This window comes from Vibrio hippocampi (genome assembly GCF_921292975.1).
Lineage (GTDB): Bacteria > Pseudomonadota > Gammaproteobacteria > Enterobacterales > Vibrionaceae > Vibrio > Vibrio hippocampi.
The window spans coordinates 493997-508903 of sequence record NZ_CAKLCM010000002.1 but is presented as its reverse complement, the minus strand read 5'-3'; the positions used below and the strand labels follow the sequence as shown (position 1 = coordinate 508903).

Sequence of the window (14907 nt, the reverse complement as noted above, 5' to 3'; positions counted from 1 at the left end):
GCAACATTTAGATCAATGAAAAAGTTATATTCAACATCAAGAGATTACACATTGCATGTAATAAACAATAAAATTTAACCTGATATAACCTCTTGCGTAAAATGTATATTATTCTCTAAGTTGCGTTACCATATTTAGAAGAATCAACTCTCATAATGCAGTGGAATGTCGGATACAGTAAGATATTGGATAACGTAGAGAAAATGGACAATAAAACGCTTAAAACCTTTGTTTCTGTCGCTAGGCATAAGAATTTTTCTGCGGCTGCTAATGAACTGCATTCCGTTCAACCGACTGTCTCACGGCATATTTCTGATTTAGAGCAGCAATTGGGAGTAAAGCTGTTTGTTAGAACGACCCATGTGGTCGAATTAACAAAGGCTGGAGAGTGGTTGCTACCAGAAGCAGTAAACATTCTAGCAAATGAAAAAAGAGTAAAAAAACAGATTACTCAGTTAGATAAAAACATTGAGCAGAAGATTAACATTGGTTATCTTGCGACAGCCTGTTCATTTTTTTTACCCTGTTTGCTTGACCAATACTCTGAACAGCACTCCAATGTTGTCGCTAATTTACATGAAATGGCAGGACAGCAACAAGAAGATGCACTCATTGAAGGAGAGATTGATGTTGCATTCTCTCGTCGACAACCTACCTTAGACGGAAATTTGTTTCATGTAGACAAGATTTATTCCGATCACCTCGTAGCAGTTTTACCATTCAGTCATCCCTTGTCTTGTAGGAGTAGTATTGATTTGATTGAATTGGCGAATGATAAATTTATTTTGTTTCAGCGTTCTCTATGGATTGAAATTTTCGATCATATTTTATCTCAATGTCAGGAGGTGGGCTTTGCTCCGAATATTATCCGTTATCCTGAAAACATGCATAATCTAGTGATGTCTGTTTCATCAGGTCAGGGTATTTCTATTGCACCAAGTTGCATCCGCTTTGTCGCCGAGAGTACTTGTGCGTGTATTCCAATACCTAAACTAGAACACGCTCTTCCTTTGTATCTATATTATCGCCGCGCTGAAGATAAAGAACATCTAAAAGAGTTTGCTAGTTTATGTATAAAACTGGCATCACATATACAAGAAAGGTTGAGCATTGAATAGACACTGACCTCAAAAATCAACTTTTCCCCCTTTTATCCGTTACCTTGCTTTATTCCAGACAAGAGTACCGTATTTAGCTTTATACCCAAGTTACCTCAAGATGCAGAGTTCAGAAGACCTAGATGACTTTATATCAAGGAAAGATGTGAAGGAATCGTGAATCCTTCATGAATTACCCACAGAAACCTAATCGAGACAGTTCTAAAAAGGGTTGAGCCTATGGACTCAACCCTTTTGGTTTAATGACTAGTCATCGTTATCAGTAACCTTAGCTATTAATGAACAGAGTTATGAGTAAACACCGCTATTAATAAACATAAGCTATTAGTAACCATAATTATCATGCGTATTGGTTAACTCATAGAACGTTACCTTGGCATAATCGTCGTCATCACCGGTCTTATCTTGCAAATATAGACCCGCTTTAAAGTACATATAGTTGTCGGCGTCATCATAACCACTGCCTGACATGTCGACGGTTTTCTTCGCCAACTGAGAACCATTTTGGCTGATGATAACCGTAAGGTCATCGCCCTCAACGGTGATCTGATAAGAGAAGTGCTCATCCAGCGCCATACCCGCAGATGGGTTAGAAGTGCTGCTGATCTCTCCGCTCGAATCTACCATTGAACCCAGTAGGTTGTACCAGGTTTCATTGCCACCGTCACTGCTTGAGGTTTCATGGGCGAAGTAAACTGCGCCATTGCTGTTACCCGGAAGCTTATGATAGTACAAGCGAATCGGCTCGTTATTCTCAGCGTGGATTTGACCGATCACGATACGACCATTTTGTTCGGTTGATGACGCTGTTGTGGTGACTTTATTCACGGCCAGTGTCGCTTTCATCTCACCATCAATGCCGCCAAAATCACTCTGGCTTGAGCTTGGAATACTTGAGAATGCCCAGTTGTTCTCTGCGGAACTGGTTCCGACACTGGTATCGCCACGTCGTAACATCTCGCGCAACTCTGTACGTGTATAGCTTGTATTAGATGAGGTCTTGTAACCGCCTACCGTACATTCGAACACCATGCCACCATCATCGGCAGTATAGAAGTACTGACTCTCATAACCATTATTTAGTGCATCTTCTTTAATCGAATCAGCCGTACCCGAACCATCGGTGTCGGTTGGTACACTGAGATACCAATCCCAAAGGTCAAAGTTGTATGACGGTGGTTGTGATGCATCTAGACCATAGTCATTGTCACCGTTACCTGGGTCCGTCGACTCACCGCCATAAATACGGACTTCTTTAATGTTGGTGTATTCATCACCATCACTGTTTTCAAATATTTTTATTCGCACCCAGCGAGCATCGATATCGGTCACATCGTAGTTTTCATAAGTTTCTGATAAGCCCGAACTGGTACCAGAATAAACCTTAGTCCAAGAGTTCGAACTTTCATCTGCAAGCGTACGGATCTCAAACCTATGGGTGCGATCATCACCCTTACCCCAAGCAACCGCTACATCAGTGATACTTTGTACTGACCCTAAATCTAACTCTAAATTTTCTGAGTCACCGTTAGATGCTTTCCAACGGCTTGCCCAAGCGGTGCTACCATCAATGGCATTTGACGCCGGATAGCCATCCACTGTTCCGCCCCAATCCGTGGCACTTTCTATGTTTAACTGAGCAGCATTCGCGACAGCACTCAAGCACATGATACTTGCAATACTCGCTGTGGTTTTTAACATCATGATCTTCCTCATCATAAAATATCCATTTGCCCTGCTTGTTAATGCTCCTATCCACCATGAAAGGGATGTCTTTTCCTAAGACAAATATGACGGAATAAATTGAGCGCATTGAGCAAAACCAGTTACAAAACCGTAACTAGTAGCAAGACTCTAGGATGAGTAGAGAAAAATAATAAAGTTTAATCTCACAGTTTTGTCGTATTGTTATACAAATGTATGTGGACTGTGACGCAACCACGCATTAATTTGAAACATTAAGCAACACTTTGTTTATTTTTTGGCTCAATATCTATAGCACCGAATGCGCTATATTTGTTTAATTTTCGCTCAAAACGGTCAATTTGATAATATAATCAATTACATTTACTGCTACTATTGACATATTACTCTTCCATTTTACATAGCCGAAAAAAAGCCAAGCTAACATTCAGCTTGGCTTACTCTATTTCTAAGATTTGGATTTCTAACGCATTTGGTTTCTAACGCATTTGGTTTCTAATAATTGGATTGCTAAAAATTGGTTTTCTGACGACCTAATTAATTAAACAAACCTTTTAATAGACCATCAACCGCTTCCTTGGTTTTTTCATCTTTAATGCCGAGGCGGTCGGTCACTCGCTCCACCTCTTTTTGTGCTTTCTGTTTAAGGACATCGTCAAACACCAACGCAAATTTAGGATCCGACCAAGTATGAGTGATCTTAATTGGGATAGTGACATCTTTAAGGTCATCAATCGTCTTGCCGCCCTGTCCCTCTAGACTTCCGACTACCGATGTGCGTACCAGAAAATCAACCGTCTCGTTAACATAGTCTGCCGAGCCTTCACCGTGGATACGTAACAATGGCGACTCTGCCGTCAGGTTAGTGGTCGAGACAACACCGTTCGCTAAGTTTAGCGTTGCCGTCATCGCACTAAAGTCGGTCTTCTGTGGTCCTGAAGTGCCTTCTAACGATTCGCCTTTAAACTTAGCGTAATTTTCACGGATGATCTGCGCAACATTGATACCGTTCACCGCACCATCGGCAAAATTAATCTTAACCGTACCGGTTAGATTTTTCTTCATGGTCGTGGGTGCTAGACCTTTACCTTTGACATTAACGTCAATATTACCGGTGCCTTCCAGCATGTCATTATCCGCCACATCTTTAAGCATCGGCTGTACTTTTACGCCTTTAATGGTTTTGACGGCTGAATACGTTGCAGGAGAGGTATTGGCATTAAGCTGCCCTTTCGCGGTGATCGTTCCATCATACAGTTGAGAACTGAACGCATTGAGAGACGCGACGCCTCTATTGATATGAAAATTGGTTTTCACATTCTGCATATGAGCGTTGCTCGCTTTGAATTTATCAATCACGATATCGCCCTGAACGTCGAGTTGCTTTAATGCGCTTAGGTCAGGTTCAACCTCTTGAGCGCTCGCGGTTGAAGCTGGCTTATTCGTTTCTGAATTGTCCGCAGATTGTTGTTGATCGAGTCCCAAAAATTCATCAAGGTCAATATTGGCACTGTGGAGAGAGAATCTGACTTTCGGAATGTCATCAAGCTGTACGGTTGCTTTACCATCTAACGTAATGTTATTGACCGATAAAGACTCAAGAACAAAATCTAGAAACCCTTTACTGATATCAAAGCTCAGATCCGAAGCCATGTTGATATCCATCGCAGACTTAGGTAACGCCTCACCCTCTAGTTTCGCATCCAGCGTCAACTGCTTGACATCAAGCTTGCTAATCGCCGAATCTAGCGTGAAATCGGTTCCCCCTTTGGCATCAAACTTCATATCTGCTGCCATACCCAGCGCACTGAAATCGAGACGGTTTGCTTGGTCAAAATTAAACGTGGCTAAAGTCAGTTGTGCACTTTCTACTTGGTTGACACCATCGTTGTAGGTTGCTGCAAAATCGATATTCTTAACTTGATACTGCTTAAAGTCTTGGCTCAATTTAAGTTCTAAACTGCCTTTCGCGGTGAATTTTTGCTGATTGTTTTCACCATCAAGGGAGAAGTCTGCTTTAGTCCACTGATCCGCCACAAACTCTGAGATATTCAAACCCACATTCGACAATTTAGTGAAGCTATCGGTCTGAAAGTTATTCACTTCCAGTTGTGCATTGGACACCGTCACACCATTGAGGGTGATTTGCCAATTGCTGGCTGAGGACTTGCTGTCTGATGACTGGTCGGTTGGCGCTGTTTCTTGTTCCGCAGCTGCGTTTTGATCTTGAGTTGTCTGTGCTGATTGATTAATTGAGTCGAGGTTTGAACGACCGTCCTTCAGCGTTTCCAGATACACTTGAGCTCCATCCAATGTCACTGAGCCAATGTCTAACTGCTGGCTGAGCAATGGAACAACGGACACGCTGACGCTGACTTGATCGACAGCAAACAAATTCGGCTTAGAAAAACCTTGTGGGTTTTTCAACTCCGTTCGCCCGAGTTCTAAACCAACCGATGGAAAGAACTGCCAACCAATATCCCCTTTCACTTCCAAATCAAGCCCAGTTTGATTCTTCACCTGTTCAATAATCATTGGTTTGAATTGATTTGGGTTAACCAAGGTCACCAAACCGACAATGCCCAATACAATCACAAGCACCGGGATGGCCACAATGAGCAGTAGTTTTTTCATGAATAACTTTCCTTGAATGCTATAAACAAAAAAAGTGGCTCATAAGAGCCACTAATTCATTAAATTTAAACGCTATTTAAAGCAGCTTATCTATCTAGACAGTATAGATCATCTAAGCGACAAATAGGCAGTTAATCATGATTATTCCTAGGTCGATTTTGCAACTAAATAACTCAAAATAGACAGAAAATCACCTTCTGATTACGCCTTGAGCAGTTTCGCAATATGCGCTTTAAGGACATCGATAGCGATACGGTTTTTACCGCCTCTCGGAACGATAATGTCGGCATACTGTTTCGACGGCTCAATAAACTGCATAAACATTGGACGAACGGTGTTTTGGTACTGAGTCAGAACAGACTCCATAGTACGACCACGCTCTTCAACGTCACGTTTAACACGACGCAGTAAACAGATGTCTAATGGCGTATCCATAAAGACCGTCGCGTGCATTAGGTCGCGCAGACGGGGATCGGTCAGTAGCAGAATCCCTTCCAGAATGATCACTTTTTTAGGTGTCATGGTTGCCGTATTTTCGGTACGCGTATGCTCTGAATAGCTGTACTCCGGCACTTCGACTGACTTTCCATCAATCAACGCTTGTAGATGCTCACGAAGAAGATCATGGTCCAAGGCATTGGGATGGTCATAGTTGGTCTTGACACGCTCTTCCATGCTCAAATCACTTTGGTCATTGTAATAACAGTCCTCTGTAATCACACCTATTTGATGGTCACCAACCTTTTCTCGCAATTCGTTATAGATGGTGCTCGCGATCAAGCTTTTACCTGACGCAGAAGCACCTGCGATACCGACAATGACACATTGATTATTTTCAGACATTCTTTATACCTAGTCTTAATTTGGAGCTGGAACAAAAACCGCGTAATTATAGGCAGTTCACCTGTTAGTTACTAGATGAAGTTACAATTAATTCCGTGCTTTCTTAGCCTCGATTCAATTCACCATCGTAAATTGAATCGATTCTGGTTTTGCCTTGCCAGTCCAATACATATCAGCGCATACTTTTTGTGCAAGATTGAGATAGATTTGACTATGTTCGCCAGCGGGATCGGCGACGACGGTAGGCACTCCGTTGTCGATAGACTCGCGAATATCAATATGCAGTGGAATTTGTGCCAGCAAATTTAAACCAAATTTCTCTGACATCCACTGCGCTCCGCCACTGCCGAATATCGCTTCTTTTGAGCCGCATTGACTGCAAATGTGGTAACTCATGTTCTCGACAATCCCGACAACCGGCACCGATACCTTTTCAAACATCGCCGCCCCTTTTACCGCGTCAGCTAACGCGAGGTCTTGAGGCGTGGTAACAATCAAAGCGCCCGTCACAGGAATTTGCTGCGACAGAGTTAATTGGATATCACCTGTACCCGGAGGCATGTCGATGATCAAATAATCCAGTTCGTGCCACTCGGTTTCATTGAGCAATTGCGCCAATGCTTTTGATGCCATGGGACCGCGCCAAATTGCTGCATCATCAGCGCTGATCAAGTATCCGATAGATTGAGTCGCAATATTATGGCTGACAATAGGCTGCATCCATTTCGCATCTCGAACCTCAGGTTGGGCATCCATCTTTCCCATCATCATGGGAATAGACGGACCATAAATATCCGCATCTAAAATCCCCACCTTTGCCCCAAGCTTGTCAATCGCCAATGCAAGATTGATCGCCGTGGTTGATTTACCTACGCCACCTTTCGCTGAAGTCACGGCAATAATATTTTTTACCCCAGCCACCGCTGAGGCAACAGTGGTTTCCAGTGAGGCTACTTGAGTTTCTATACGATAATCAAAGGCAGCAACCTGCTGTGTTTGTTGCTGTTGTTTAATCCATTGATTGAGCTCTGCCACGCTCGTCTGATTCGCAAAAGGGATGCGAATTAAAAACTCACCTGACGGCTGCACGATTACGACACCCGGAACCTCACTCCACCCCACAATAAAATAGTCACTCACAAACTGCCCTAACCACTGACAAAATGCTTGTTTGGATTCAAAAGAGTGCATTACTACTTCCTTATTATTATCTGTTTTTATTAACCATAGCAGCTTCCTTACTAACAAATAGCCGTTTCCTTGCTAATAATGAGCAAACATCCCGCCACCAAAGCGTCATTGCAAAAGACGATAAGCCTAAAAACAAAAGTCAGTAAGCCTAAAAATCTAACGGGATTATGGTCCCAAATCTTGGAGTCCTGCCGTCCATCATGTAGTATTAGCCAATATTTTATTCATAACAAACAAAGCGAAACTATAGTATGGCAACCGATCCAAGAAAACTATTGGTAACCTGCGCACTTCCGTACGCTAACGGGTCAATTCACCTCGGTCACATGCTTGAGCACATTCAAGCAGACATCTGGGTACGTTATCAACGTCTGCGCGGCAATGTCGTCAACTTCATTTGTGCTGATGATGCGCACGGCACACCAATCATGCTGAAAGCTCAGCAGATGGGGATCACGCCTGAAGAGATGATCGCAGCCGTTAGTGAAGAGCACCAGTCTGATTTCGCTGGCTTCAATATTAGTTTTGACAACTACCACAGCACGCACTCTGAAGAGAACCGCGAGCTAGCGTCTCACATCTATCTGCAGCTTAAGAAAAATGGTTTCATTTCGAGCCGCACCATCTCTCAGTTGTTTGACCCTGAAAAAGAGATGTTCTTGCCAGACCGCTTTGTAAAAGGTACTTGCCCTAAGTGTAAGTCGGAAGACCAATACGGTGACAACTGCGACAACTGTGGTGCGACATACAGTCCAACGGAATTGATCAACCCTAAATCGGCAGTCTCTGGTGCAACCCCAGAAATGAAAGATTCTGAGCATTTCTTCTTTGACCTACCTCAGTTTGAAAGCATGCTGCAAGCGTGGACACGTTCAGGTTCACTGCAAACTGAAACCGCCAACAAGATGCAAGAGTGGTTTGAATCAGGTCTTCAACAGTGGGATATTTCTCGTGACGCGCCTTATTTTGGTTTTGAAATCCCAGGCGAGAAGAACAAATTCTTCTACGTATGGCTAGACGCGCCTATCGGTTACATGGGTTCATTCAAAAACCTGTGTGACAAACGCGATGATCTCGACTTCGACGAGTACTGGAACAAAGACAGCAAAACTGAGCTGTATCACTTTATCGGTAAAGACATCGTTTACTTCCACAGCCTATTCTGGCCAGCCATGCTGGACGGTGCGGGCTACCGTATGCCAAATAACGTTTTCGTTCACGGCTATGTCACGGTAAACGGTGCCAAAATGTCTAAGTCAAAAGGGACGTTCGTTAAGGCGAGCACCTACCTTAAACATCTAGATCCTGAGTGCTTACGTTACTACTATGCGGCTAAGCTAAACAGCCGTATTGATGATTTGGACCTCAACTTAGAAGACTTCTCACAGCGTGTTAACGCCGATGTCGTGAATAAAATTGTTAACCTTGCTTCTCGTAATGCAGGCTTTATTAGCAAACGTTTTGAAGGCAAGTTGTCTGACACTATGGTTGAAGCGGAGCTATATCAAGAGTTTGTTGACGCAGCAGACCGCATTGCGGAGCTTTATGAAACTCGAGAGTTCAGTCGTGCTATTCGCGAAATTACCGCATTGGCTGACAAAGCGAACCAATACGTTGATGAAAAAGCACCGTGGGTTATTGCTAAGCAAGAAGGTAAAGACCAAGAGCTTCAAGACATCTGCTCTGTGGGTATCAACCTGTTCCGCGTGCTGATGACTTACCTAAAACCGGTGATGCCTGTGTTAGCACAACGCACCGAAGCTTTCTTAAATGATGAGCTGACTTGGGAAGGCATCGCGGCACCATTAACGGGTCACGAGCTCACTAAGTTTAAAGCGCTATTCAACCGAATCGATCCTAAGCACATCGAAGCGATGATCGAAACATCTAAAGAAGATGCTGCAGTTGAAGCAGCCGCTAAAGAAAAAGCGGAAGCGGCGCAACAAAGCGAACTGAGTAAAGATCCTATCGCTGACGAGATCGAATTTGACGATTTCGCCAAAGTCGATATGCGTATCGCTCGCATCATCTCTTGTGAGGAAGTGCCGAAAGCTAACAAGCTGCTTAAGTTCCAATTAGACATCGGTGGTGAAACTCGTCAGGTTTTCTCTGGTATTAAGTCAGCGTACAAACCGGAAGAACTTGAGGGTAAACTGACCGTTATGGTCGCGAACCTTAAGCCTCGTAAGATGAAGTTCGGTATGTCTGAAGGTATGATTCTCGCTGCCGGTCCTGGTGGTAGCGATCTATGGATCCTTGAACCCCATGAAGGCGCACAGCCGGGCATGCGTGTAATGTAACCATTTGGATACTTACGCAACGGATTGATCGAGCCGACCTTTTATAGGTCGGCTTTTTTTGTGATTTAACTCACAATAGCGGTGCACCTGCACCAACTTGTCTCACTTTTGCGACAGAATTTTTATTCAAACCATTGTATATCAAGGCTTTTTACGATTGGCACCGTCCTTGCAATTCCTCTTCTTGACATAGCTAATTAGTCAAACGTCAAGGAGCTAGATATGTTTGTATTTCTGTCGCTTGTATTATCCATCGCCATTTTGGCGGCTATTTACCGCTATTCCCAATACACCGATCTAAAAACAGAACGTAAATTCCAACTCATCTGTAAACTGAAGGCGTTAGTACCGCTTCTACGTCAGCACAGAGCCATCACTCATTACTCTCTTAGCTTTGGTCAAAACAAAAATGAACAGCTCAGTATGATCCATAGCAAAGTAGACCAACTGCTTAACGAGATCATCGCCACGGCTCACGTCGATAACAAACCTATGTACCGCGTATTACAAAATCAACTTAAACAGTTGAGCAAGACTTGGAAACGCAGCACAGTGAGCCGGAACCAACTCGTACACGGCAAACTAATGCGCCAAGTATTGATGTCGATTGACGATTTATTTAGGCTTTGGTTGATGGATAGAGATCAAGAGGCGGCGATTGAAGAGTATCGAGATTTTTGGCTCGGTATGATCGATGCTTTAGATTGCCTCACTCAGTTTAGAGTCAGTGTCAGCACCCTAGATTCGAACCTTGGGCAGCAGAGAAGTATTCATTACAGCGACATGATGTATCGAAAACTCAATAAACTCAGCTTGGTATGTCCTCAGGCCGTCGCTTCTCCGATGTACAGCACCGCAGTCCATAGACTTGAAGCGCTGATTGCCAATCCGGAACCGGATATGGATAGAGAATCTTTATATCAACTGACTTCAGAGATCTCTGAGGTTATCTTTAGTTGTTATGACAGCGTGCTACGAGAAATGTCGGTCGACAGCTATCTTCCCATTAATAATGCAGCAATGATTTAGTTGCTAATCACGGTTTAGAGACCAATCAGGTTTAGCCGCACATATTTATAGTTAACTTATTGATAGTTAAATTATTGATGGCTAATTCGTCTTGAGATACATAAAGGGATACGAATTCACTCCGTATCCCTTTCTATTTTAATCACTTAGCTAGCGAGACAACAAGATTAGCTGTCGTCTTCAGTGAAGTTCGTTGGCAGTGTCGTTTTCATCTCGTTCCAGAGATGACTACTCGCCAAACCATATTGACGAATTGCATTTGGCAACTGCTCTCTCTCACCAGTTTGGCAAATGTGTAGCAACTCTTTATAAAAGTTAAGCGCTAACGATCTTGCTTCTGGGTTAGAGAAATAATAACTCCCTACACGATCATACAACTTACGCAAACCGTTAAAGATCAGACCATAAATCTGGTTGCCAGAATGAAATGCTAGACGTTGAAACAACATGTAGTCGTAAAAGTTAAAGGTACGAGCGACTAAGATCGACTGTCTCAGTTCCTCGTTCTTTTCGCCGTCATCTTTGACATTTTGGCGAATTTTCTCAGCATAAGGTGAGGATTCGACAAAAACATCCCAAGAACTGGCTCGCAATAAGCTTTCGCAAGAATCGATGACATTCTCGATCGTGCGCTCCGAGTTCTCTTTATTTACTTTAAATGCATAACGCATAAAGATAGGGCTGATGTTGGTCCGTGCTGCAAGTAAGTCTTCAACAATAGACGTTGCATTGTCTGCATCGAGGGTCATCAAGGTATCAAGGATATGCAGACCGGAAGTCTCCATAAACTGATTCACTTTCGTTGGTTTACCATGTTGAATAGTGAGCCAACCGTCTCTGGCTAAGCGCTGCAATACTTCGCGTAAAGTGGTTCGTGTTACCCCTATTAACTCTGATAGCTCACGTTCGGCTGGGAGAATAGAGCCTGGAGCAAAACGTCCATTCCAGATGCTCTCTATAATATATTTTTCAGCAAAACCTGCTGGGCTTTTTGCCTTGATTACCATGTTGGGGTGTTTCCGATCACTGTGTTAAATCCTATTTGGCACTCATCATACCACTCCTTTAAGAATTTGGTACATCTGTAGGACTATTCAGCTGAATTAATGAGAGGTAACACTACAGCCAAAGCCAGCGCGGAATCATCAACATGGTGTGTAAGCATCACATCAACATAACGTATGGCACTCCATAAAATAGAGTATTCAGCGATGTTACCTTCGCACTATTTACTCAATGTAAGATTGCAAAAAACCATTTTAAAATAACTCACCACCAGGTTTGACCATTGAACAAATAACGGACTTATTTTATATAAGATGAGTTGATTATAATTAAACGACATAAACAATGTGGTTATTATTCTTAACTAAATGAAATTTATAAATTAACTTTAACTTTAAATAGCAAAAACTAGCCAAACGTAACAATAGTGAGACAAATCATATTAAAATAATACAAATAGGCTTTTTACTTCTGTCAAGAGAACATTCTATCGCCTAACTCAGCAAAGCGCTGATAAATCAACTTTCTTTTTGTTTTGATTTGTAACTTTTATTGACTAAAACTGTCGGAAAGGTCAGTATCGTTCTAACCGTTGACACTACTTGGCTTCCGATGGAGCCACCTACTTTTAGGCGTAACTCTTTGTTATTTTGGGAATACAGTTCGCTAAATTCTCAAGCCAGTATTAGTCAAAGTGAAGAGTTATGTCGTTAACCATTTCTGTGTCGCGTAACTTCTATTTATCGAATCTGTTTAAACACGCAAGAGTATATTATGCCAAAGACATTAGGACATGCGTTTCTCAAGAACTTTCTTGGTAAGGCACCCGATTGGTACAAAGTCGCCATTATTGCTTTCTTAATTATTAACCCTATCGTTTTCTTTTTAATTGACCCATTTGTTGCTGGTTGGTTACTTGTCATTGAATTTATTTTCACCCTTGCAATGGCATTAAAGTGTTACCCACTGCAACCGGGTGGTTTACTGGCCATCGAAGCCATTGCGATAGGCATGACCAGCCCTGCCATGGTCAAACATGAAATCGTCAACAACATCGAGGTACTGCTGCTATTGATTTTCATGGTAGCCGGTATCTACTTCATGAAACAGTTGTTGCTGTTTATCTTTACCAAGATATTACTTGGCATCCGTTCTAAGGTACTTTTGTCGGTCGCGTTCTGCTTTACCGCCGCGTTCCTTTCAGCCTTTCTTGATGCGCTAACGGTCATCGCCGTTGTCATCAGTGTTGCGGTTGGTTTCTATTCGATTTATCACAAAGTCGCCTCTGGCTCAAACATTGGTTCTTCTCATGACCATACTCAAGATGACTATATTCCAGAGCTAACTCGTGACGACCTTGAAGGCTATCGTGCATTTTTGCGTTCATTGTTAATGCATGCTGGTGTGGGTACCGCTCTGGGTGGCGTTACGACAATGGTGGGCGAACCACAAAACCTTATCATCGCAGACCAAGCTGGTTGGATGTTTATCGAATTTATTCTGCGTATGCTCCCTGTTACCGTTCCCGTGTTGATAATGGGTTTATTGACGTGCGCTTTAGTCGAAAAATTCAAAGTGTTTGGCTACGGAGCTAAATTACCTAGCAACGTGCGTCAAATCCTGATTGACTTCGACAGTGAAGAGACAAAAAACCGGACTAAACAAGATGTCGCTAAACTATGGGTTCAAGGCGCGATTGCCGTTTGGTTAATCGTTGGCTTGGCGATGCACTTGGCGGCTGTTGGTCTTATTGGTCTATCGGTCATAATTCTTGCCACCGCATTCACTGGCGTGATTGAAGAACACTCAATGGGTAAAGCGTTTGAAGAAGCGTTACCATTCACCGCCTTACTCGCGGTATTCTTCTCGGTCGTCGCGGTTATCATCGATCAAGAACTATTTAAGCCGATCATTGATTCTGTACTGCATATCGAAGACAAAGGGACTCAACTGGCTCTGTTCTACCTTGCAAACGGCTTACTGTCGATGGTGTCAGACAACGTATTCGTTGGTACTGTTTATATCCTTGAAGTCAAAGATGCGCTAATCAATGGCATCATTGACCGCAACCAGTTTGACTTACTCAGCGTCGCCATTAATACCGGTACTAACCTACCTTCAGTGGCAACGCCTAATGGTCAGGCAGCATTCCTGTTCCTATTGACCTCTGCATTGGCTCCCCTAATTCGCCTTTCTTATGGTCGCATGGTATGGATGGCACTGCCTTACACTGTTGTTTTATCGGTTGTCGGTCTTATGGGCATCGTTTTCTTCCTTGAGCCAATGACGGCATGGATGTACGACATGGGATGGATTTCTATGCATACAGGTATCACAGAATCGGCAGTTTCATCGGGGCACTAATTTTTTTTAGTTGAATGTGAAACTATTACACGTTAAAAAGCTCTGAGTTATCAGAGCTTTTTAACAAGGAATTGTCAGTGACTGTTTTGTACAACGTGAAAACTTTTTCTAAAACACGTTTAGCTTGGGGGCTATTGATAGCCTGTACGCTGTTTTTTGAACTCAGCGCCCTGTTTTTTCAGCACGTGATGCTGCTACCTCCGTGCGTCATGTGTATCTACGAGCGTGTCGCCATGTTTGGTATTCTTGCCGCCGCTGCCGTGGGTTTTATTAACCCAAGTAACGGCTTATTGCGTTGGATAGGTTTATTGGCTTGGGGCGCGTCAGCACTCAAAGGTCTATTGCTGTCACTGGAGCATGTGAGCTACCAATTTAATTCATCGCCATTCAATACCTGTGACATTTTTGTCACCTTCCCTGATTGGGCTCCGCTTAATCAATGGGCACCTTGGCTGTTTGAAGCCTATGGGGATTGTTCAGAAATTGTGTGGCAATTTGTTGGGCTTTCGATGCCGCAATGGTTGGTGATCATTTTTGCTGGTAATCTCGTCGCGCTGGCGATTATCATCTTGGCTCAATTTAGTAAGCCGTCTGGCGCACAACGCTACGGATTTAAGTAACACCCTAGCGAGACCGACATAATCAACAACGCCGCAATGATTGAATCAATCATTGCGGCGTTGTTTTAGTGAGCTAATGTTGTTGGTCTTAACGGTGAT

Annotated in this window: 10 protein-coding genes; 5 read left to right on the top strand and 5 right to left on the bottom strand. The window is 43.1% G+C overall.

Going from position 1 to position 14907, the window contains the following annotated elements; translation table 11 throughout:
- The first annotated feature begins 203 nt into the window (after positions 1–203).
- Positions 204–1118 carry a LysR family transcriptional regulator gene (locus L9Q39_RS04745; RefSeq protein WP_237483969.1) on the top strand — a complete coding sequence of 305 codons (915 nt, stop codon included), beginning with the start codon at positions 204–206 and terminating at the stop codon, positions 1116–1118.
- A gap of 324 nt (positions 1119–1442) precedes the next feature.
- Here L9Q39_RS04745 and L9Q39_RS04740 read toward each other — a convergent pair whose 3' ends face one another.
- The 4 genes from L9Q39_RS04740 to apbC form a co-directional block, all read right to left on the bottom strand.
- Positions 1443–2822, bottom strand: coding sequence for a polysaccharide lyase family 7 protein (locus L9Q39_RS04740; protein ID WP_237483968.1), 1380 nt, complete (start codon positions 2820–2822; stop codon positions 1443–1445).
- Positions 2823–3359: 537 nt separating this feature from the next.
- Positions 3360–5456 (bottom strand): AsmA family protein, encoded by a 2097-nt coding sequence (locus L9Q39_RS04735; protein WP_237483967.1) that lies wholly within the window; start codon positions 5454–5456, stop codon positions 3360–3362.
- A 201-nt stretch (positions 5457–5657) separates the two neighbouring features.
- Positions 5658–6299, bottom strand: a complete 642-nt coding sequence (gene udk, locus L9Q39_RS04730; protein WP_237483966.1) for a uridine kinase — start codon at positions 6297–6299, stop codon at positions 5658–5660.
- 114 nt (positions 6300–6413) lie between these two features.
- The gene (gene apbC / locus L9Q39_RS04725) at positions 6414–7490 is read right to left on the bottom strand and encodes an iron-sulfur cluster carrier protein ApbC (RefSeq protein ID WP_237483965.1); all 1077 of its coding nucleotides are present in this window, start codon (positions 7488–7490) and stop codon (positions 6414–6416) included.
- 251 nt (positions 7491–7741) lie between these two features.
- Here apbC and metG point away from each other — a divergent pair, with 251 nt between their 5' ends.
- Both metG and L9Q39_RS04715 read left to right on the top strand, forming a co-directional pair.
- The gene (metG, locus tag L9Q39_RS04720; protein ID WP_237483964.1) at positions 7742–9790 is read left to right on the top strand and encodes a methionine--tRNA ligase; all 2049 of its coding nucleotides are present in this window, start codon (positions 7742–7744) and stop codon (positions 9788–9790) included.
- Between the two features lie 222 nt (positions 9791–10012).
- On the top strand, positions 10013–10819 hold the full coding sequence (locus L9Q39_RS04715; RefSeq protein WP_237483963.1) for a hypothetical protein: 807 nt from the start codon (positions 10013–10015) through the stop codon (positions 10817–10819).
- Between the two features lie 167 nt (positions 10820–10986).
- Here L9Q39_RS04715 and fadR read toward each other — a convergent pair whose 3' ends face one another.
- Positions 10987–11826 (bottom strand): fatty acid metabolism transcriptional regulator FadR, encoded by an 840-nt coding sequence (gene fadR, locus L9Q39_RS04710; RefSeq protein ID WP_237483962.1) that lies wholly within the window; start codon positions 11824–11826, stop codon positions 10987–10989.
- Positions 11827–12598: 772 nt separating this feature from the next.
- On the opposite strand from fadR, the gene nhaB reads away from it, so the two are divergent.
- On the top strand, positions 12599–14188 hold the full coding sequence (nhaB, locus tag L9Q39_RS04705; RefSeq protein WP_237483961.1) for a Na(+)/H(+) antiporter NhaB: 1590 nt from the start codon (positions 12599–12601) through the stop codon (positions 14186–14188).
- A gap of 77 nt (positions 14189–14265) precedes the next feature.
- Positions 14266–14808, top strand: a complete 543-nt coding sequence (dsbB, locus tag L9Q39_RS04700) for a disulfide bond formation protein DsbB (RefSeq protein ID WP_237483960.1) — start codon at positions 14266–14268, stop codon at positions 14806–14808.
- The last annotated feature ends 99 nt before the right edge of the window (positions 14809–14907 follow it).